Here is a 20,311-nt window from a genome sequence, read left to right as displayed (position 1 = left end):
GCGTTGGCATGGATCGCACGGTATAACATCGATCTCTCTCGTCGTCACTTTTCTCCTTGCCAACGTCGCCCATGAGTACGGTCAACGCTGTTTCCGATGCGGTTTCATCGGGCGATTCACCCGATCGCCAGACGGCGATGACGCGTTGGATGGAGCGAATCGATGATTGGTCCGAACGGTTTGGCGACAAACTCAATCCGATCTTGGTCAAGGAGACCCGTCAAGCGCTCAAGAGCCGGCAGTTTGTGCTGACATTCTCAGTGCTGTTGGTCGCGGCGCTGGTCTGGACGATCGGCGGCAGTCTTTCATTGATGCCGCTGATCTACACGACGCCCTCGGCACCCCGGATGCTGATCGGGTACTACATTGTGCTCGCGATTCCCATGCTGTTGGTCGTGCCCTTGGCAGCCTACCGATCGCTCGAATCGGAGATCGATGATGGGACGCTGGAACTGCTCTCGATCACGGCGCTGAGTCCGTGGCAGATCGTCCTGGGGAAACTCGCTAGCGCATCGCTGCAGATGATGCTGTACCTCGTCGCCTTGTTTCCCTGTGTGGCATATGCCTACACCCTGCGGGGCGTCGATCTGCCAACGATCAGTCTGATGATGGCTGTCTTGATCACGGCAGGACTGGGGTTAACCGTTGTGGCGTTAGCGTTCGCTCCACTGGCGAGAGGGCGATCAGGCCGGATCACCACCTTGCTGGTTGTACTGATGGTCTTGATGATGGGCGAATATCTGATTGGCATCGGAGTAGTCTACACCATCGTCTACGGCAACCCGCTCACCGTGGGCTGGACCGTGTTCCTATTGGTCACGATGATCCTGTTGACGATCTCTCTTAGCCATTTGCTATTAACGGCAACGGCGGCGCAGTTAACACCCGAGAGCGAGAATCGCAGTAGCGGTGTTCGCTGGTCACTGCTCGCATTGACGATTTTGATTGTGGGGTGCAACGCCTTTGCGATCGAATGGATTCTGGAGGAGCGCGGACAAGTCTTGTACATTTTCTTTCCCTCGCTCGTTTTGCTCGCGAGCTTGTGGACGTTCGGCGGTGCCCTGATGGCGTCGGAATCGGCGAGCGTGACGCCGCGAATCCAGCGTGAATTGCCAGGCAATTTTCTCAGCCGAATGTTGCTGCTGTTCTTCACGCCGGGGCCCGCAACGGGTTTGGTGTTTGCCTGTTTGGGGATACTGCTCGTGATGACAGCTGCGCTGCTGGGGCTGGAGCGGATCCAGGATCTTGGCAGCCCATTGCGGCCACGTGAATTCAGAACGCTGCGATTATTGGCGCTGACCTATTCCGCCTATTTGATTGTATCGTTGCTGTTCGTTCGCGCGATTGTGGCGATTGTGCGTATTCGCAATCATCCCCGTGTGGAGATTGGCTTGGCGGCTTTGATCGCCGTCGCGGTGCTGGCCGCATTGGTCCCCTATTCGATTGCGCTACATGCCAATGATTATCGCCCCTTTTCGTACTCAGGTTGGCAGACGACGAATTGGGTTTGGACATTGAGTCAGATCGTCGACGGCCAGACGCCTGCCTTCACGCTCGAAGTATCGGTTTTGTTCATACTGATCAGCATTCTGATTGCGATTGCGACGGTGGGACGCCGGGCGCTGGCCATGCGCACGGCCACGCCCGAAGCGGTACTAGCGGAGCAGCAGAAAGAGAAGGTTTGACGGACATCCGCGTTGTTCGGCTGACATCGATCGCTCGTCTCGATCTACCTCTGTGGACGAAATCTATCGGGCTCGCGTCTGATAGCATTGGCAAACGATATGACAAGAGAATCCGATCTGGGCCATCGCCCGTTCGAGTCTACATGTGTTGCATCGTCTCGCCGGTTGCGAAAGAGGGCTGAACCCTTTTCCAGATGTCGTATGTGTGGGCACCGAAACTATCTGAGCGAGTTTGCCTCATGCGACATTCCCTACCACTCTTTCTCTGCCTCGCCGTGCTCCCCCTCCCCGCGGCGTTGGCAGAGACTCCATGCTCAGCAGTCGCCGGCGCACCGGGTTTGCTCTCTTCGGCGCTGACCTCGTTCGAGCAAGAATCGGATTTTCCCTTTCGGTTCGTGGCTTATCTTCAAGCGGCGGATTCGCCCATGTGGGACGAGCCGGATGATCGTAGCATCGACGTGGAAGAGAGTTGGAGTCTGCTGCCGATCCGGGTTCAAGATGCCACACTTCAGGCACCCATTCAGACAACTGTCGAAACCGTAGCCGAGGCAGGGGCTTCGGAGGCATCGGCGTCAGGGCAATTGGACGATACCGAGCGGTTAACGCAGCGTCTCGCTGAGCTGAACAAGCCTGCCCGCCTGCTGTCGATTGAGGTTCCTGCTGCCCAGCCCGGCGACGCTCCTGTCAATCAAGCCGCACAGGTTTTCAACCGACGGCCCTTTTGGGTTCATGGCGGTGTGAGCTCGCCACCGCCGCCGCAGCGCGTTCATATCACTTTCTATCATCAGCCCACCTACTATCAAGAACTCAATCTGGAACGCTGCGGGCGTCTGGATTGCGAGTGCTGTGGATGTCTACAAAACCTCTCGTCGAGCATTTGGTTTGTCGGCAATACCTTGATGCTGCCGTATCGGGCCGCGTCCCAACCGCACTGCCAATGTGTGCCGAGCTACGGTGATTGTCCGACCTGCCACCAATACGACTGCCCGGTGGAACCTCTGTGTGTGAAGGATGGATGCGCCAGCACGAGCCGTGGGTTGCTGAGTCAATCGGCGGCGCTGGCCGGGTTTGCGTTGCTGCTTTGGTAAACACTCTGGTTGCGATGTCGGGGCCGAGCGATACGATGGTGAACTATGAGTACCGACCCGCTCCTGAACGAACCCACCGGCGATAAGAACGCTGCTGCTTCGGCCGAAGTTGTCTTCTTGGGCACCGGGACGAGCGTGGGTGTTCCGGCGATCGGCTGCGAGTGCGACGTGTGCACGAGTTCGGATCCTCGCAACCAACGGACACGATGCGCGATCGTCGTCCGAATGCAGAATGGCAACTTGCTGGTCGACACCCCTCCGGATCTACGCACCCAGTTGCTGCGAGAAAAGATCCCATTGGTCCACGCGGTGTTGTTCACGCACGAACACGTCGATCATCTGTATGGATTGGATGACGTGCGGTTGTTTCCGTTTCGGCTTGGCCACCCCATGCCGCTGTATTGTGAGCGTCACATCGAAGAACGCATCCGACGTGTATATGACTACGCTTTCAGTGACCGTGAACCCACGCATCCCGGTTCCACCCCCCAGTTAGACTTTGTGCCGATTACTCACGACCGGTTCCAAGTATTGGGTGCCGATGTGCTGCCGATACCGATGCGGCATGGTCCTCATTTCAACGTCCTTGGCTTTCGCTTCGGGGACTTCGCCTATTGCACGGATACGAATGGGATTCCCTCCGAGTCAATGAAGCGGTTGCGAGGGGTGGACACGCTTGTTATCGACGCGCTTCGATTCCGGCCCCACCCCACACACTTCTGTGTGGAGGAAGCCATCGAGGTGATCGACGAGATCAGGCCGCGCCGAGCCTACCTGACTCACCTCTGTCATGAGATCGATCATGAGACGGTGGAGTCGAATCTACCCGAGGGCGTCCATTTGGCGTACGACGGCCTGCGATTGACGATCGATCTCTCGGCCGAGTGATTTCCGCTCGGCTCCACGACAGGCATTGACTCTTCCGTCGACTGGGAACGCGCCGGCTACGAACGTGGTGGGGTGTGTAGGATCTGCCCATCGTCGAGCAAGCGTTTCTTCAGTCGATCGTAGCGGATCTTTTGCACGTCGGTTTCGAGCTCATTCGCCATCGCTGAGAGCGTTGCGGCTGATTGCCCGAGGATCATGAACACAGGTTCCATCCGAATCGATCCGAACGCCATGTGGGTCGAAGAGACGCAAATGGGCACTGTTAAGTTGACACACTGTTCTGATCGAGGCAGTAGGCAGCCCATTGCGATTTCGTAGGGACCTCGAGTGCTGACTCCAATATCACCTTCGTTTTGGACGGTGCCCTCAGGCGAGATGTATCGTTGTGTGTTGTGTGAGTCGATGCTGTAGGATCCCATCCCAACGGACTCGGGAGTATCGATTTTTTTGCGTAGATGATTCTCAGTGATGATGAATTTTCCGACCATCCGCCGGGCTTCGCGGACGTAGATCTGGTGCGGCCAATTCCCATTGTCCGTGAATTCATCTTTCGCCAAACCCCACCGCTGCATCTCCTCCTGGATCGCCTGGGGAACACGCGGGTCATGGGCGATGAAATACAGAATCCCTTTTTGGTAGGTTTCGTGTTCTCGGATGATCTCGGCGCGTCGCTCGTAGCTGGCGTCGGGGTAGTCGTAGTTGTAGCCAATGTTGTCGAAGCTGACGGGGCCGTGGTTGTTGGTGTCGGTTTTGAAATTGGGCAGTGGGTCAAACTTTTTAAAGACGTCTTTCCAGCCCGCTTCAAAGCATCTTACGAGGACTTCGTATTGCGACGGGTCGTAACCTTCGGGCTTAGGGAACGGTACTCGGTTGGGCGCATGGTTAGTGAAGCAGGTACGAAAGCAGTAGGCTTGGATGCGATCATCGCCACTTCCGTCGGCTCCAGGCGGATCGCTGCTCACACGCGGGATCACGCCGCTCGAGGGGTCTCCTGGAACGACATAGGGATCGACGGGATGGTCGAGTACTCCAAAGTGGTGCTGGTGATGCCGAATACCTGTTTGCACCCCTGCATGGGGCTCGTCGAATGCGGCCACAGACTCACGTCCGGTCGTCGTTTCGACCCCGGCGGCGGCGACCAGGTCACCTTCGTAGGTAGCATCAATGAACTGCCGACCTGAGTAGGTTTCGCCATCGAGGGTTGTGATGGAAACGATCTTCTTGTCTTTCTTGACCACACCGTTTTCGCGGTCGAGCCAGGCATCGCGGATCACGGGGATCTGATGTTCGGCAATTAGGGCATTAAAAATATCCTCCGCGACGTGCGGCTCGAAAACCCACATCGTGGCATCGTCATCGTCGCTGGCGCGGTGCCCTTGGGCGCGATCGCCGTACTCAGCACGCTGCTGGAAATTCCAGGAGTCGGCGTTCTGATAGTGGCGGTATACGGCTTGGTAGAACTCTTTGGCCAAGCCACCGATGACGTACTTGTTTCCGGTATCGGTCCACCCCAATCCACCGCTGGTAAGACCACCCAAGTGCCGGTCAGGGGAGACCACGATGACCGATTGATTCATGCGTTTGGCTTGAACCGCTGCCGTTACTGCAGCGGAGGTTCCTCCGTAGATCACAACATCGTAGGTTTCGGCATCTGCCTGCATTGAAAACAGCGATGCCATGAACGTCAGGGCAGCAATCGTGGCGCGTAGGTAGACGGGACGTTGGGGGGAGGGACGCATTGGCTTTCCATGAGCAACGGCGGAACAACGATTGGAGACAGCCGCGCGAACGGGTTTCGCGGCGGCCTCACATTGTACGCCATGGAACTGGCCCCAAGGGGCGGTTACTAAGCCGAATGCACCGCAGGGTTGCCGCTCTCGACGACATAGGATGCGCCGGCAACCGTTTTCCCACCCGGTTTGAGCACTTCATCGGTGATCATGTAGTCCGCGTGCCAGGTCTCGGGGGTGACTCGGCAGCGGATATAGCCTCGCGCGGTATTGTGGTATTTCACACACTGATTGTTCGCGACGAGTCGATCGAGGTGCTTGGGGACCTCGTGCCCATTGCCGCCGCTGCTCAGTGAGGTGGCGACGAACTCCGTTGCTACGATCGGGTCGGAATCACGGCGGTCATCGACGCGCAGTTCATTCACCCAAGCTGAGTGGATGTCTCCGGTGAGAACCACGGGGTTGCTTATCTTGCGTTCAGCCAAGAAATGCATGAGTTGCATTCGCTCATAGCTGTACCCTGGCCATTGGTCCATGGAATAGTTCGGTGTGTCGGCGCCTGCTTTACTGCCCGAATTGCGATCGACCATTCCCATCATCACCTGTTGCGCCAGGACGTTCCATTTCGATTCTGAACGAATGAGTTGTTGGTACATCCAGTTGCGCTGAGTCTGCCCCAGCATGGATTGCGTATTGGCGAGTGCCTCCGCGTTGATCGCTGATTTGCGATCCCCATTGGGCTGATCGCTGCGATATTGCCGTGTATCGAGTACCAAGAAATCGGCGAGCTTACCAAACTTGGATTTGCGATAGAGTTGCATTTCGGGGCCACGCGGCAGACAACTGCTTCGCAGTGGCATCATCTCGTAGTAGGCCTGATAGGCGTTGGCGCGTCGCACCAAGAAATCGGCGGATTCAACGTATTCTTGCTCGCTAATATCGCTGGCATAGTTGTTGTCTGTTTCGTGGTCATCCCATGTGACAATCCACGGGCACTGCGCGTGCATTCCGTGCAACAATGGATCCGAGCGGTATTGCGCGTGGCGGATACGGTAGTCGGCGAGAGTTTGGATCTCTTTGCCATGGTGCGTCCGGACCTTCCCATTACGCCCGGCTTCATACTCGTAGATATAATCACCGAGGTGATAGACAACGTCGACCCCGTCACGTGCCATCTGCTCGTAGCCGGTATACAAGCCCTGTTCGTAGTTCTGGCAGGAAGTGACCGCAAAGTTGAGTTGATCAGGCAGGACGTGTGCGTCGGGGAAAGTGCGGGTGCGGCCGACCGGGCTCGTTGCCTCGCCGGCATGGAAGCGATACCAGTACCATCGATCCGGCAGCAGTCCTTCGACTTCCACATGCACAGAATGACCGAGCTGTGGTGTCGCCGAGGTGACTCCTGAGGCCACGATGGATTGGAAGGACTCGTCGGTTGCTAGCTCCCACGTAACTTGCACGGCTTGGTTGGGCATGCCACCGTCGGGGGTGAGCGGTTCGGGTGCCAGTCGCGTCCACAAAACGACGCTGCTCGAATCGGGATCTCCCGATGCCACGCCCAGCGTGAATGGGTCGTTCGAAAAGGTTGGCGAGGAGTCTGCCCAGGACGTGCGTCCGAGTAGCGGGATCGAGCTGAGAGAAGCCGCGTAGGCGAGGAGCCAACGCCGCGAACGTCCGCCTTCGTAGCGCAAGGAATTCTCGATTTCGTTGCGTGATACCATTTCGTTTTGCTCTTTTGATGGAAGTGCTGGAGACACGGTCAGCGTCAACAGACGACCCGGCGAGAGCTGCCGCTCACGCTGATCGCTCTGTTGAGCAGTGAACGCGTGAGTCTATCAATTCGCCCAGCAGGCGAGATTTCACTTCATCAAAGATTCATGGTGTCACGGGCAATCGCAAGTTCCTGGTCCGCCGCAGGGTGGCACTAGCTAACGATCCTTAGGAGGAGTGTTCTTTCGGGCCGAAGCTCGGCGAGTCGATCGTAAAACGGTCGCCGTTGGGCTGAGGCCGAGACGAAGTTGTCGTTCGCGGGTCCTGCTCGTCCGTCGGTTGCGGGTTTTGGGGAAAGCCCGATGTGTAGACTTGAAAGCTACCGGCAAGACGCTGGCGTAAGAATCCGCCTACCGTTTTTCGGCCAATTGGCGTCAGTAGAAAGAACCCCAGTCCATCGGTTAGCAGGCCAGGTGTCAGCAGGAGTGCCGCGGCGAAGGCGATCATCATCCCATCTTGGATTTCGCGTCCCGGCATCCGTCCCGAAGCAAGGGATTCGCGAAATCGGGACATCGCGGCCAGCCCTTCTCGACGGGCGAGTAGCGATCCGATCACACCGGTGACAACCACGATCAGCAGGGTGGTCATCCAGCTAGTCGCATCGGCTACCCGCAACAGCAAGACGAGTTCGATGAAAGGGATGCAGATGAAAAGGGCAAACAGGCGAATCAACATATGGAGAACCTTGCGAGAGGGATCGACATCGCTTGACGCACTGTTGCAGTTGCCGTCGCCAGACTGCCAGCTTGGCACCTTGATTCGTCAAAAACGAGTCGATAGGGGATAGAAAGCGAATGCCGTTCCAAAGCGAGATTGACGGTAGGGAAGGGGCCATACATCGGCTAGAATGGACGCCTGTCACACCTCCAGCTCCCTCTCCCCCCTAAGCGAATAGTTTATGCCCCGCCTGCTTACCGCCCTTTGCTGCTTGATACTGACCGCCGGGTCATTATCTGCGGACGAACCATCCAATATTTTGGTCATTCTTGCTGATGACTGCACCTACAATGATCTGCCGGTCTACGGTGGCAGCAACGCCCATACTCCCCATATCGATCAGCTTGCCAAAGAGAGCCTCGTCTTTGATCAGGCCTATCTCGCCGAGGCGATGTGTCAGCCCTGCCGGGCTGAACTCTATTCGGGTTTGTATCCAATGCGGAACGGTTGTGCCTGGAACCATTCAGCGAGTCTCAATGACATCCAGAGCATGCCAGACTATTTAGGAGAACTCGGCTATCGCGTCGGGATCGCTGGCAAGGTTCACGTTAAACCAGAATCAGCGTTCCCGTTTGAAACGGTGGGTGGTTACGACGGCAACTGTGTCCGCGACCCAACCCAGGCTCACGATATTTCGGAAGCCAAGGAGTTTGTTACCCGCAAGGACGACGAACCATTCTGTCTCGTCGTCGCGCTCGTTGAACCGCACGTGCCGTGGGTGATGGGCGATGCTTCAGCCTACCCACCGGCGGACATCAAATTGCCTCCGAACATTGCCAATACGAAACTGACCCGGGACGGGTTCTCGCGATACCTCGCTGAGATCACCTACATGGACGGCCAGGTGGGCGAGCTACTGGATCTTTTGAAGTCGACGGGCCACGACGAAGACACGTTGGTGATGTTTTCTTCCGAGCAAGGGTCGCAGTTCCCGGGCAACAAGTGGACGAACTGGAACACAGGGGTGCATACCGCCCTGATCGCACGCTGGCCCGGCGTGGTTGCCGCCGGCCAGCGAACCGACGCGTTGGTGCAATACGCCGACGTGCTCCCGACGCTGATCGACGCAGCGGGTGGTGAGGTCAACGACGCGAAATTCGATGGCAGCAGCTTCCTGTCTGTCCTGCGGGGCGAGACGGATCAGCACCGCGACTATGTGTATGGCGTTCACAACAACGTCCCTGAGGGGCCTCCCTATCCGATCCGCTCGATCAGCAACGGGGAGTATCGCTATATCCGCAATTTGAGCCCCGACAATCTGTATATTGAAAAACACGTGATGGGTTCGAAACCCAGTTCGCACGTCGCCCGCAACTACTGGCGCACCTGGGTCTGGGACTCCACGTCCAAACCGAAAGTCTACAACCTGGTCGAACGCTACCAGCGCCGCCCCGCCGAGGAGCTTTATCACACCGCCTCGGATCCTTTTGAGATGCAGAACCTGGCCGGTTCTGATTCCACTGCTGAGATTCAACAGGAACTCAGCGAGGAACTCGATCGTTGGCTCCAGTCGCAGGGCGACCCCGGTGTCGAGCAAGACACGTGGGCATCCCTGCGGGCCGCTCAGAAGGGCAATCATCGTTTCGGCGTCACTGCCCAGGATTGAACCGGGCTCTTTCTGCCAGCCCTGATGGTTCCAGCCGGATCGCTCGACGCTCGCCGGGGCGTCGAGGACGAGGCCGTGTTGATGGCAAATTGTCTGTGCTCTGGCAGGGGCGATCTGGGCAGTGCGGGTTGGTATCCCTTGGCGGAGATGGGCGTGAATTGATCTGGTGATCGATTTACGCCGGTTGCTAGGGTGAGTCGCAATCCCGTGCTCGCCCGGCAAGGTTCCCTGAGGCGGCACCTGACGCTACCCCCGCGACTGGAACGACGACGCCATGCCTCATCCGATTTCTGATTTGGTAGCCCCGCGAATTTTGATCTCTCGCATGAGCGCGATTGGCGATGCTATTTTGACATTGCCGGTCGCCTGCTGCTTGAGAGAACACTTCCCGGACGCATACATCGCGTGGGTGGTCGAGTCCAAAGCGGCGCCGATGGTTCGCGGCCACCAGGCCCTCGATGCTGTCATCGAGTTCCAACGAGGGTGGTTCACGTCACCGCGAGGTGTGAAGGAGGCTCGTGCGAAACTGCAGGAGCACCGATTCGAAATCGCGATCGATTGCCAAGGCAATACCAAGTCGGCGTTGGCGGGCAAGCTATCGGGGGCGAGTCGCCGGATCGGGTTCTCGGGAAAACACGGTGGCGAGCTCAGTCGCTTCTTCAATAACGAGCGAATCACACCGGTTTTTCATCACATTACTGACCGCTCTCTCGAGTTGCTGACGTCGTTTGGGATCCATCATCCTCGTGTCAGCTGGGATCTTCCTCTGGACGACGAGGACCGCGATTGGGCCAAAGGTTATCGCAATACCATCCGGACACCGAGTGTGGCGATTTTGAACCCGGGCGGGACGTGGCCATCGAAGCTATGGGAATCTGATCGATTTGCCTCCACAGCTCGCTACCTGGCCGATCGCTATGGCTATCACAGCCTCGTGGTCTGGGGATCCTTTGAAGAGCGGTTGATGGCCGAGGAGATCGTGGAGTTATCGCAAGGCACCGCAACGCTAGCTCCCAACACGACCCTGCAAACGCTCGCGGCCCTGATTGAGACCGCCGATCTGTTCGTCAGTGGCGATACCGGACCGCTGCACATGTCCGTCGCCGTCGGCACACCAACCATCGGGCTCTATGGAGCAACCCGGCCGGGCGATTCAGGCCCTTACGAGCAAGCGGCACTGCAGTTGCAGTACGAAGCGGGCAGCCGTCGACATCGCCGCCAAGCCAGCAACCGAGCGATGCGGGCGATTGGCGTCGAACACGTTTGCGCTGTGATTGATGACATGCACCATGTCCCGGTCGCCCGCGCGGCATAACTCCCGCATTTGCCTGCGACCCCATCCATGACCAAATCACCCGACGCCGATTCAAAATCTATCACGAGCGAGGTCAACCCGGACGCGATGCGTTGGGTCGATGGTGTGAGCAACATGCTCGACGCCAAATATCGAGTTCCCGGCACTCGTGTCCGCTTTGGACTTGATTTTCTACTCGGCCTGGTTCCAGGTGCGGGCGACGCGCTTAGCTTGGGATTCTCCGGCCTGCTCATCGCCACGATGGCCAGAAATGGCGCCAGCATACGGCTGGTCATGTTGATGCTTGGTAACGTGATTTTGGACGCGGTGGTTGGCGCCGTGCCGGTGGTGGGCAACCTTTTCGATCTCGTCTTCCGCGCCAATCTTCGCAACGCTCGCTTGATGCGCGAACACTATGAACAGGGCAAGCATCGGGCTCATGCATGGCCAATTCTACTCGCTATCGGCATCGTTGTGCTTGCCGTCCTCGCCGCCTTGTTCGTATTGATGGCGTTTGCTGTGAATGCGCTGCTGCGGTGGATCTTCTAAGACGCTCTGACGCGGCATGACGGATTACAATCGCCGCGAAGTTCGTAGTTTCACTCATGCGTGCGACCGGTATAACCGATTCATTGTGAAGTAAGCTGCCTCCATGAATGGCTCCTGCTGTTGGAGGCGGCGCCTCAAAGGACTCTCCCAGTCCCGATTGAACTGTACCCCCGTGAGAAGGACATCCGTGGTGGCTAACGACGACTCGCAAAACCGCTCACACGCATCGAACACCCTGGATGAAGCTGCGGTTCGTTTCGATGTCGCCTCGTGGCAGACGGCGCCACCTTCGCATACGGGGGGCGATCGAGGCGCCAACGATGTCGAAGCGATGAGACGGAGTGATCGGGATCACGATCTCGACGCCTGGGCAACGACACCTTCGGCGTGGCAGCAGAAGACGGCCATGGAGTTTCGTGTGAGATGCCAGGGACGGCCTACCCGGCGATTGCGTCTGCCGGGCGCCCGCTACACGCTCGGCAGCGGGGTGGGGTGTTCGATACCGCTGGACGATACATCCCTCCGACCGCTCCACGCCGTTCTGATTCGCGATGGCGACCGCATTCTAGTGCGCGCCTACTCCGCTCCCTTTCAAATCAACGACGGCCACGTGAACGAAGGCTTGCTGGCGATTGGAGATCGTCTGCGTTTGGGTGCCTATGAGTTTGAGCTGTTGGAATCTGTTCCCGATTCAGTTGACGCCATCGCCCGAGCGATATCGCACGGAGTGGTGGGGTGCGATGACCACGGCATGAGCCCCGCCGATAGCTGCGACGAACAGTGGTCCCGATCGTTGCACGAAGAAGCCAAGCAATGGCGCGCACTCAAACAGGACACGCAGCGGCGGGAGGCATGGTGCCAAAATCGCGAGCGCGAACTGCAAGAGCAACAAGACGCCCTCGCCCAACAACTCGAGATCATGCGAGAGCGGGAGGCCGATCTGCAAACACAAGAGTCTGCAGCCGCTGAGGTCCATGAAGAATTCCAACACCATTTCAATGAGCTATCGCAGCATCGCGAAGAACTCAAACTGCAGCAGGATGAACTCAACGCGGGACGAGAGCATCTGCGATTGCAGCAGGAGCGACTCGATGGTCGCGATCGGTTGCATCGCCAACAGATCGATAAATTGATCAGTGAGCAGGAGCAATTCAAACGCGTCGAAGCGGACTCGCAACAGAAACTCGCCGATAGCGAAGATCAACTTCAGGCTTCGCGTCGGCAGGCCGAGACAGCAACCTCAGCGGTTGCCCAAATGCGCGAGAAGTTCGTACTCCTGAGCGACCAACTCGAGCAGCTGACCCGACACCAGGAATCGCTCAAGCAGCTCGAAACGCAGCGGGAACACGAGTATCGGCAGCAATCCGAAGAACTCGAGCTCGCTCGCGATGAAGCGATCGCCGAGCGGGACTATGCGTCTGCGCAGCGCGATCACGCCACAACGCAGCGGGACGAGATGGCGCTTCAGCGGGGCCAGCTTGCCGCTCAGCGAGATGAGCTTGCCGCTGACCGGGATGCGATCGCGAATCAGCGAGACGAGATCGCGACTCAGCGGGATGAGCTGGCTGTTGAGCGGGATGAGCTGGCGACCGCTCGCGACGGCGTGCAGGCCGAGCGGGATGAGTTCGCCGCATGTTGCCAAGAGCTTGAGCTGATCGAGAAGCAGCTCCGCTCGGAAGTTGAGCTGCTGCAAGGCGAGATCGCCCGCACGAGAGAGGACGCGGAAACTCTCAACGAAAGTTGCCGCGTCGCTCGTCACCAGGTCTCCGAACTCGAGGAAACTGCTCGTGCTAGTGCAGACCAATTCGATGCCGAGCGTCAATCATGGACGGAGGTGGTCGACGCGTTGCGGCAGAACATTGACGAACTGTCTAGCGATCTCGCCAATGCGCAGGGCCAGCTCTCGAAACTGCGTGAGGACAACGCTCAATTGTCGGAGCAATTGACGGGGACAACCGCCGAGCGGGATGAGGCACGCGCTCAACGCGAGGTGGCAATCGAGCAATGCCAAGCCGCCCAGTTGGTGTGTGACACCGCGACCATGGATTGCGAATCGGCGCGACGCGATCTCGATGCCGCCCGACTCGATGTCGAACAGGCTCGTCAGGAACGCGACGAGGCCGTTGCTCATCGCGATGAGGTTCTCGCGCTGCAAGATGAGGTCTCAGCGGAACGATCAGTTTGGTCGGAGCAGAAATCGCAAGCCGAGCAGCGCTACCAAGAGGCGCGGTCTCACCTTGCCGATGCGCGAGAGAAATGCGAGCGGGCTGTGCGGGCACGCGATGAAGCGGAGGCTGCCCGGCTCAGCGCAGAAGAAGAGCTCGCCGTCACGCTGGCCGATCTCCAAAACATGCAAGCCGAACGAGACGATGCGATCGCCGACCAGGATGAACTGCGGCGACAACGTGATCTTGCCATCCAAGACGCCAAGGACACACGCGATCTGTTCGACCGCAGCAATCGCGATCATGACGATACTCTCGATCTGATCGAACGTCTCGAACAGAAAACACGCGAAGTGATGGATACGTTCGAGACCGAGCCGACGGGTTCCAAACCGCCTCGGCTCAGTCTGCTCGACCAAGAATACGACGCCGCAGTCGATCCCCAGCCGTCCACTGCAACCCTCTCCGATGACAGCGCTTCTATGGATGCGGTGGCCCAGACGGGAGCCGAGCTCGCCGAGTCATTCGATGCCGACGACGTGTGGCCCATGTATTCCAGCAAAGAACTCGAGGCAGAACCATCACCCAAGGTTCCACAGCCATCAGTTTCAGTCGCGGAGCCGTCGGTTGATGAATCCGCAGCCAACGACATCGCTCCAACCGACAGTGAGCAAGCCAGGCATTCGCTGCCAATCGTGTCGATCGTGATGCCGGATGAAGAAGAGAGCGTGAACGCCGAATGTCGCGATGAAATCGCGTCGCTCAAGATAAACGCAGATGCGGGTATCCCCGACTCGACCGAGGAAGAGCTTGCCATCGAATCGCCAGCGAGTGAGGAGCTTCCCCAAGCCGATGCTGCCACGGTAGAGACCGTCAAGAAAACAATCCTCCCAGAGGATGACTCTATTGAAGCGTACATGAACCGTCTACTGCTGCGTGTCCAGGGACGGATCACCGACGCTGCACCGGGGACCGCTGCAGAGGAAGAAACGGAGGAGAGCGAGGAGCAGCCGAGCATCGGTAGCACGCTCGATGCTGTCCCGGACGAAACGCAAGATGCCCACCACGAACCATCTCTCCCGCTGCCGCCCTCGGTCAAGTTGAGCGATGATCAGCGGACCAAGCTGACTGTCTCTTCGCCGCCCGTTCGAAACGCAGCGAGTCGTCGCGGCAAACCGAGTGGTTCGTCGAATCGAACGCAATCGATCATGAAGTTCACTCAAATGGGCGTTGCTCTGGTGTGTGGTATCGCTGCGGTAGTGCTTGTGAATCTCCCCATGCTCAAGCTCGTCGCGGCGGTCGCCGCAGTACTCGTTGCTGCGATTTGTGCCAAAGAAGCACTGGCACTGCGAGCGGAAGTCGCCAGCTTCGAAGCCAAACGACGGGAATCATCCTCCGGCGACGCGATGCCGTCGAAAGCTGCTGCGTGAGTTCGCCTGCGGAGCCAGCTCAGCTGTGCGCTCGCACGCTGGCCACAAGTTTGCTCCCCCGTGTCCTTGTCACACGCCGAAGCGACGATTTCAACTGAGAGAACCGCGGCATCGACACGCGTTCCCCTGTCAGCTTGTCTGACAGGAAACCAAGCTGACTGATGGACCGGGCGATGCTCGGCGGCTAATTCCAGCGGCACCGGGCGGGTATCAACGTGCCCGAGGCTTTCTATCTTCCGGTGATGGGCCAGCCGACAGCAGCCGCTCGATCGCTGCCAATCGCTGAGCACTTTCAGGGGTGAGCCGCACCAAGCCTCTGAAATAGGCTTGCTCCTCGTGCAATGACGCGACCAAGTCGGGCTGCCAAGCCCGGATCAATCGAGGACCAAAGAGCTCGGCTGCCACGCGATCGATTCCGGCGTAGGCTGTGTCGAGGTGGGTTGAGAGGCGTCCCGGCGGCGTTGTTGCACTTTCAAACTGCAGCACAATGAACCGTCGCCGCGAGCCTGGCTGAGTGCCCCCAGTTCGCACCGGTGTCCCTTGGACCAAGATCTCATCGATGAGGTCATAGCCCGCTTGCAGCGCCCAACGCCGCACCAGTTCGGACTTGCTATTGGGCTGCACGATCAACCGACTCGGGATACGATTGGGAAACGCCGATAGAATCCCAGCGATCGCGGCGCCGCCCATTCCGCAGACGCTCAAGCCGTCCGCTTCGCCCTCTTGGAGACCCGCAAGCCCATCGGCCAATCGGACTTCAGCGGATAAACCGGAAAGCGTTCGCGAGGAGTTCTCCCACGGGCTTGCTTTATTCTCGATGGCAATCCCGTGTCGAATCCGGCCCGTTTTTAGCAATGCTTTGAGCAGATGGCCGTGGTCCGAACCGATGTCCGCATGCGTGTGCCATTGGATCAGGCGAGCAACTGCTTGGAGTCGTTGGTCGAGATGGGGCACGTTGGTTCTCAACGAAGAGGGTTCGGGAAACTACTTTTTGTGGACCATACTGTCCCCGCGAGCGACCCAGCTAACTCGATCGGCTGCAACTTCGCCACCTGCCGGATACCCACAAGTATCCCGCCAGGGATGATAGAGAATAGCCGTAGCTCAGCGCAGCGCCACCTACGGTGTATCATCGAAGGTGGGCAGGAAGTCCGCCCCATCTGCGGCACGACGCCAACCTGGGTTGGTTCTTCCGGCGAGCGACGCGATTCGAGCGACACACACGAAGTGCGTCGCTGCTGTTTCGGCTGAGGAACAGAATGCGTTACCATGCTCCATACCACACCAGTGGGCTTGGGCACGTCTACCAGCAGCGGTACAAGAGCTTCCCGAACCAACGTAATGGCCATTTCTTCGGCTCATTCGACGGAAGAGCCAATGTTTCATCAACCAAGAGCCATAGTGAAGTGACCAATAACACCGTTTTCCTTCTGAGCTTTGCTTTCGGCATGCTCACCGCTTTGAGTCCGCTGAATGCTGATGATTCATTTTCCAATACAACGCAGCGGCCACCGAATATTCTGTACTTCTATGTCGACGACATGGGATGGGGTTCGATTGGCCCCAATGGCCAAGCTTCTCGGAAAGCCAAAGGCCTGCCTTACGTGCGTACGCCGAATCTTGATCGGCTTGCTGCCGAAGGGATCAATTTCACGCGTGGCTACGCCTGTCATGTGTGTTCCCCCTCTCGTTCGTCGCTGCAATCCGGTTTCCATCAGGGGCATACCTTTGCCGATCGAAACGACCCCAACAATGCCAGAAAAGCCATTCGGGCGGACGATGTATCGATAGGTGACGTGCTCTCTGACGCAGGTTACGTCACTGGGTATTGGGGCAAATGGGGGTATGGTGGATCGAAAGATAGAGCCAATCCTGTCATTGATAATGTGCAAACGCTTCCCACGTCTCACGGCTACCAATACGTGCTCGCAGAATTGCACCACATCCGCGCCCATACGTTCTTTCAGCCAACGCTTTGGAAGGCGCCGGCCGACTCGCAGTCGATCGGAGGTCTCGAGCTTGTTCCCAACTCGATCGCTGACTACCAAAACAAGAGCTACCCCCAGACCCCGGCACTGCAGAACAGCACCGATTACCCAACGACAGCCTATTGCGACGATGCATATGCGTTCGCCGCGCTCGACTTCGTCCGCGAACAAGGACAGAACTACAACGAGACGGGACAGCCATTTCACGGTCTTCTAGCCGTGCAGATCCCTCACGCACCTTTTGGCGAAATCGCGACTCTGCCGGATTGGGACAGAGCTTACGCGGATGACCCGAGTTACCGAACGCTCGCTGATCAATCGAGGCAATGGGCGGCGATGGTCACGCGCATCGACGCACACTTTGGCAATCTCCTGGCCGCTCTCGAAGACCCTAATAACGACGGCGATACATCTGACTCCGTTGCCGAGAATACGCTCGTCATCTTCCAGTCGGACAATGGCGGGCCAGGTGGGAGGAGCAATGTTGAGTTTGAGGCGAACGGCGGGCTCAGCGGAACGAAAGGGAAGATTCAAGAAGGTGGCATTCGAGTCCCACTGGTCATGCGCTGGCCCGGGAAAATCACCGAAGACACAGCACTCAAGGCAGGAAGTGATTGCGACATGGTTGTGGATATAACCGATATGCTGCCGACCTTCTGCGAACTGGCGGGCGTTCCTGCTCCATTGGGTATCGACGGCGTATCCATTGCTCCAACACTCCTGGGGAGGGGCCATCAACGTCGGCGTGACTTCATCATTCACGAAGCGGGCAACGGCCAGTCCATTATTCGCAACGACCTCAAGCTCGTGCGTTCAAAGAATTCACCGCTAGTGCTGCACGACCTCGAGGCGGACCGCGCCGAAGCACGTAATATCGCTGCCGAACATCCGCAGCTTGTGCAAGAACTTGAATCATTACTGCTTGGTGAACGCGTCACGGAACCCAAAGGCTTCGCGAACACTTACCATGACTGGACTGGTCGAGACGGCGCGAAAACCTCTGCTGCAGACAATTGGTCCGACTACGAATACGCCAACAACGGGATCAGTTACTTGACTGACAATGGTGCTCCCCAACTGTCGTGGATAGCACGAATTGCCAACTCCAGCGATCAGTCCCGGACCGCTCACGCCGACGCCGACCTCGAAGTTCTCGGTCTCCAAATCAGTGGCAACGCCGCAACCAACGCGAAACAGACTCTCGTTCTGGGGCCGGAGATCAACCTCACCGGACGAAACGTAATTCGCGTCGCGTCTCACGCGACACTGACCGTCGACGGGGGAGTCGTGTCGTCGCTGCGTTGGATCGACATTCACGAAGGTGCCACGCTTGACGGCCATGGATCGATTGATGCCACCATTTACAATAGTGGATCGATGATTGCGGTCGGACAAAAGGGGACTGTATTCAACATTCAAGGCGACTACCATCAATCTGCCGGGGCTGAGTTGAGCTTGTTGATCGCAGGCAAGAAGCCAGCGGCGCATGTCACGGGAACAGCAAGCCTCAACGGTAAACTCAGAATCGCGATCGCCCAGGATACTGAACTGACTCCTGGAACGTTCTGCACGGTCCTTACTGCCAACCATGTCAACGGTTGTTTCGCCAACCCAAATGACGAAGTCATCACCGACGACGGTTCTCGTTTCACTATCGGGTACTCCGAAACTGCCGTGACACTGACAGCGAAGTAGGGAATGGGAGCGAACTGCAGCGATGGACCGAAGAGAAGGGATGATAGAAAATAGCCGTAGGTCAGCGCAGCGCCACCTATGGTTTTTCAAACCGCTGCATTGGTCAACGTCTCGCGGTTGTCCATTTGGAGAGCAAAACTAGTTAGAATCCATCGCTCAAAGTTCTTTTCAAGAGATGACCACGCGTCCACGCGGTCGCCTGCAAAAGTTCCCCGATGGCCATGCCGTTTCCTAAACCTTCCATTCTGTACCTGGCATTCCCATGCTACACCCACGCTTTCGCTGCACCTTATTTGTCGCGTTCCTCGCTTTCACCGCTACCCTGGCCGCCACGACATCGATCGTTGCCGCCGAAGCGAAACCTCCCAATATCATCTTCATCATGGTCGATGACATGGGTTATCACGACCTGGGTTGTTACGGCAGCCAAACGATTCAAACTCCTAACATCGATCGTCTCGCGGCAGAAGGCATCCGCTTTACCGATTGCTATTCGGGCGACACCGTCTGTGCCTCGGCCCGTAGCACCTTGATGACGGGCACTCATAAGGGGCATACCCCCGTGCGCGGCAACAGTGGTGGCATTCCATTGTATCCAGCAGACGTGACGGTGGCCGAGGTCTTGAAGCAGGCCTCCTACAGAATAGGTGGATTTGGAAAATGGGGGCTGGGAAACCAGGGCCATGATGGCGCCGCCGAACGACAGGGATTCGATCAGTTCTTTGGCTACTACAACCAATGGCATGCCCACACGTATTACACGCATTTGTTCCGCAATAGCGAGAGAGTGGACCTGAACGGTCGTTACACCCACCACGCGATCTTCGACGAAACGATGCGGTTCCTAAAAGAATCGCATGACGAGCCGTTTTTCCTGTATTGCCCTTGGACCCCGCCACATGCGGCGTATGAAATTCCTGCAGACGAACCGGCGTGGGCGATGTACAAGGACAAACCATGGGATCACGCCGCCAAGGTCGTCGCTGCGATGGACTCGATGATGGACCGGCAAGTGGGAGAGATGATGGCCGTTCTCAAAGAGCAAAACATTGACGACGAGACGATCTTTTTTTTCACGTCGGACAACGGGGCCGCGAAACGTTTTGGCGGCATTCATAACTCATGTGGTGAGATGCAAGGACACAAACGCTCCTTGCACGAAGGCGGCATTCGCGTCCCCATGATCGCTCGTTGGCCAGGGAAAATCAGTGCCGGCACAGTGAGTGAGCAGCCCTGGTATTTCCCCGACGTGATGCCCACTCTCGCTGAACTGGCTGGCGTGGCGGATGAAGTGCCAGATCATGTCGACGGGATTTCCGTGGTCCCAACGCTGCTCGGCACAGGGAAACAGCAGCAGCATGAGTATATGTTTTGGCAATTTGGGAATGAACGCGCCGTGCGCAGCGGCAATTGGAAGGGGCTGACCCAAGGCGACTCGTTCACTCTCTATGATCTCAGTCAAGACATCGGAGAGCAAAAGGACTTGTCGCAACAACACCCTGAAATTTCCAAGCGTCTACAAGCCTATGGAGACGCGGCCTACATGGAGCCTCGTAGTCAGAAGGATGATGGCAAGTACACCGGGCAATCTGCCGACCACGAGGAAGCCCAGCAGAAAAAGAAGAAAGCCAAGAAGGCCGCGAAGAATAAGAAGAATTAGGCGAGCAGGATCGATGCCGTTCGTTGACGCAGTGCGGTTCGATTGCCTT

At 57.7% G+C, this 20,311-nt stretch carries 13 protein-coding genes; 9 read left to right on the top strand and 4 right to left on the bottom strand.

Annotation, left to right across the window (positions count from 1 at the left end; genetic code table 11):
- The first annotated feature begins 71 nt into the window (after positions 1-71).
- The 3 genes from CA85_RS09495 (at position 72) to CA85_RS09485 (ending at position 3,661) form a co-directional block, all read left to right on the top strand.
- On the top strand, positions 72-1,685 hold the full coding sequence (locus tag CA85_RS09495; protein WP_246112647.1) for an ABC transporter permease: 1,614 nt from the start codon (positions 72-74) through the stop codon (positions 1,683-1,685).
- Between the two features lie 239 nt (positions 1,686-1,924).
- The gene (locus CA85_RS09490) at positions 1,925-2,773 is read left to right on the top strand and encodes a hypothetical protein (RefSeq protein ID WP_146391108.1); all 849 of its coding nucleotides are present in this window, start codon (positions 1,925-1,927) and stop codon (positions 2,771-2,773) included.
- Positions 2,774-2,818: 45 nt separating this feature from the next.
- Entirely contained in the window at positions 2,819-3,661 is an 843-nt protein-coding gene (locus tag CA85_RS09485; protein ID WP_146391107.1) for an MBL fold metallo-hydrolase, read from the top strand.
- Between the two features lie 56 nt (positions 3,662-3,717).
- On the opposite strand, the gene CA85_RS09480 is transcribed toward CA85_RS09485, so the two are convergent.
- From CA85_RS09480 to CA85_RS09470, 3 genes are all read right to left on the bottom strand, one after another.
- On the bottom strand, positions 3,718-5,340 hold the full coding sequence (locus CA85_RS09480) for an FAD-dependent oxidoreductase (RefSeq protein ID WP_146391433.1): 1,623 nt from the start codon (positions 5,338-5,340) through the stop codon (positions 3,718-3,720).
- Positions 5,341-5,507: 167 nt separating this feature from the next.
- Positions 5,508-7,109 (bottom strand): alkaline phosphatase D family protein, encoded by a 1,602-nt coding sequence (locus CA85_RS09475; protein WP_146391106.1) that lies wholly within the window; start codon positions 7,107-7,109, stop codon positions 5,508-5,510.
- A gap of 217 nt (positions 7,110-7,326) precedes the next feature.
- Entirely contained in the window at positions 7,327-7,833 is a 507-nt protein-coding gene (locus tag CA85_RS09470; protein ID WP_146391105.1) for an FxsA family protein, read from the bottom strand.
- 223 nt (positions 7,834-8,056) lie between these two features.
- Here CA85_RS09470 and CA85_RS09465 point away from each other — a divergent pair, with 223 nt between their 5' ends.
- The 4 genes from CA85_RS09465 (at position 8,057) to CA85_RS09450 (ending at position 14,919) form a co-directional block, all read left to right on the top strand.
- Positions 8,057-9,481, top strand: coding sequence for a sulfatase family protein (locus CA85_RS09465; protein ID WP_146391104.1), 1,425 nt, complete (start codon positions 8,057-8,059; stop codon positions 9,479-9,481).
- 274 nt (positions 9,482-9,755) lie between these two features.
- Positions 9,756-10,796 (top strand): glycosyltransferase family 9 protein, encoded by a 1,041-nt coding sequence (locus CA85_RS09460; RefSeq protein WP_246112646.1) that lies wholly within the window; start codon positions 9,756-9,758, stop codon positions 10,794-10,796.
- Between the two features lie 114 nt (positions 10,797-10,910).
- Complete coding sequence (locus CA85_RS09455) at positions 10,911-11,324, top strand: DUF4112 domain-containing protein (RefSeq protein ID WP_246112645.1); 414 nt, start codon at positions 10,911-10,913, stop codon at positions 11,322-11,324.
- Between the two features lie 190 nt (positions 11,325-11,514).
- The gene (locus CA85_RS09450) at positions 11,515-14,919 is read left to right on the top strand and encodes an FHA domain-containing protein (protein WP_146391102.1); all 3,405 of its coding nucleotides are present in this window, start codon (positions 11,515-11,517) and stop codon (positions 14,917-14,919) included.
- Positions 14,920-15,129: 210 nt separating this feature from the next.
- Here CA85_RS09450 and CA85_RS09445 read toward each other — a convergent pair whose 3' ends face one another.
- Positions 15,130-15,873 (bottom strand): class I SAM-dependent methyltransferase, encoded by a 744-nt coding sequence (locus CA85_RS09445; protein WP_146391101.1) that lies wholly within the window; start codon positions 15,871-15,873, stop codon positions 15,130-15,132.
- A 305-nt stretch (positions 15,874-16,178) separates the two neighbouring features.
- Here CA85_RS09445 and CA85_RS09440 point away from each other — a divergent pair, with 305 nt between their 5' ends.
- Positions 16,179-18,602 (top strand): sulfatase-like hydrolase/transferase, encoded by a 2,424-nt coding sequence (locus CA85_RS09440; protein WP_146391100.1) that lies wholly within the window; start codon positions 16,179-16,181, stop codon positions 18,600-18,602.
- A gap of 262 nt (positions 18,603-18,864) precedes the next feature.
- A complete protein-coding gene (locus CA85_RS09435) occupies positions 18,865-20,262 on the top strand; it encodes an arylsulfatase (RefSeq protein WP_146391099.1) in 1,398 nt (465 codons plus the stop codon).
- Positions 20,263-20,311 lie beyond the last annotated feature (49 nt).

It is taken from the genome of Allorhodopirellula solitaria, assembly GCF_007859855.1.
GTDB lineage: Bacteria > Planctomycetota > Planctomycetia > Pirellulales > Pirellulaceae > Rhodopirellula > Rhodopirellula solitaria.
Note: the sequence above shows the minus strand (reverse complement) of the source record. Positions and strands in the feature narration are given on the sequence as shown.

Excerpts from the sequence above, each read along its gene's own strand:
- CA85_RS09455 (WP_246112645.1), top strand. The coding sequence starts at position 10,911 with ATGCTCGACGCCAAATATCGAGTTCCCGGCACTCGTGTCCGCTTTGGA.
- CA85_RS09480 (WP_146391433.1), bottom strand. The coding sequence starts at position 5,340 with ATGGCATCGCTGTTTTCAATGCAGGCAGATGCCGAAACCTACGATGTT.
- CA85_RS09495 (WP_246112647.1), top strand. The coding sequence starts at position 72 with ATGAGTACGGTCAACGCTGTTTCCGATGCGGTTTCATCGGGCGATTCA.
- CA85_RS09490 (WP_146391108.1), top strand. The coding sequence starts at position 1,925 with ATGCGACATTCCCTACCACTCTTTCTCTGCCTCGCCGTGCTCCCCCTC.
- CA85_RS09460 (WP_246112646.1), top strand. The coding sequence starts at position 9,756 with ATGCCTCATCCGATTTCTGATTTGGTAGCCCCGCGAATTTTGATCTCT.
- CA85_RS09440 (WP_146391100.1), top strand. The coding sequence starts at position 16,179 with ATGCGTTACCATGCTCCATACCACACCAGTGGGCTTGGGCACGTCTAC.
- CA85_RS09475 (WP_146391106.1), bottom strand. The coding sequence starts at position 7,109 with ATGGTATCACGCAACGAAATCGAGAATTCCTTGCGCTACGAAGGCGGA.
- CA85_RS09470 (WP_146391105.1), bottom strand. The coding sequence starts at position 7,833 with ATGTTGATTCGCCTGTTTGCCCTTTTCATCTGCATCCCTTTCATCGAA.
- CA85_RS09485 (WP_146391107.1), top strand. The coding sequence starts at position 2,819 with ATGAGTACCGACCCGCTCCTGAACGAACCCACCGGCGATAAGAACGCT.
- CA85_RS09435 (WP_146391099.1), top strand. The coding sequence starts at position 18,865 with ATGCTACACCCACGCTTTCGCTGCACCTTATTTGTCGCGTTCCTCGCT.
- CA85_RS09465 (WP_146391104.1), top strand. The coding sequence starts at position 8,057 with ATGCCCCGCCTGCTTACCGCCCTTTGCTGCTTGATACTGACCGCCGGG.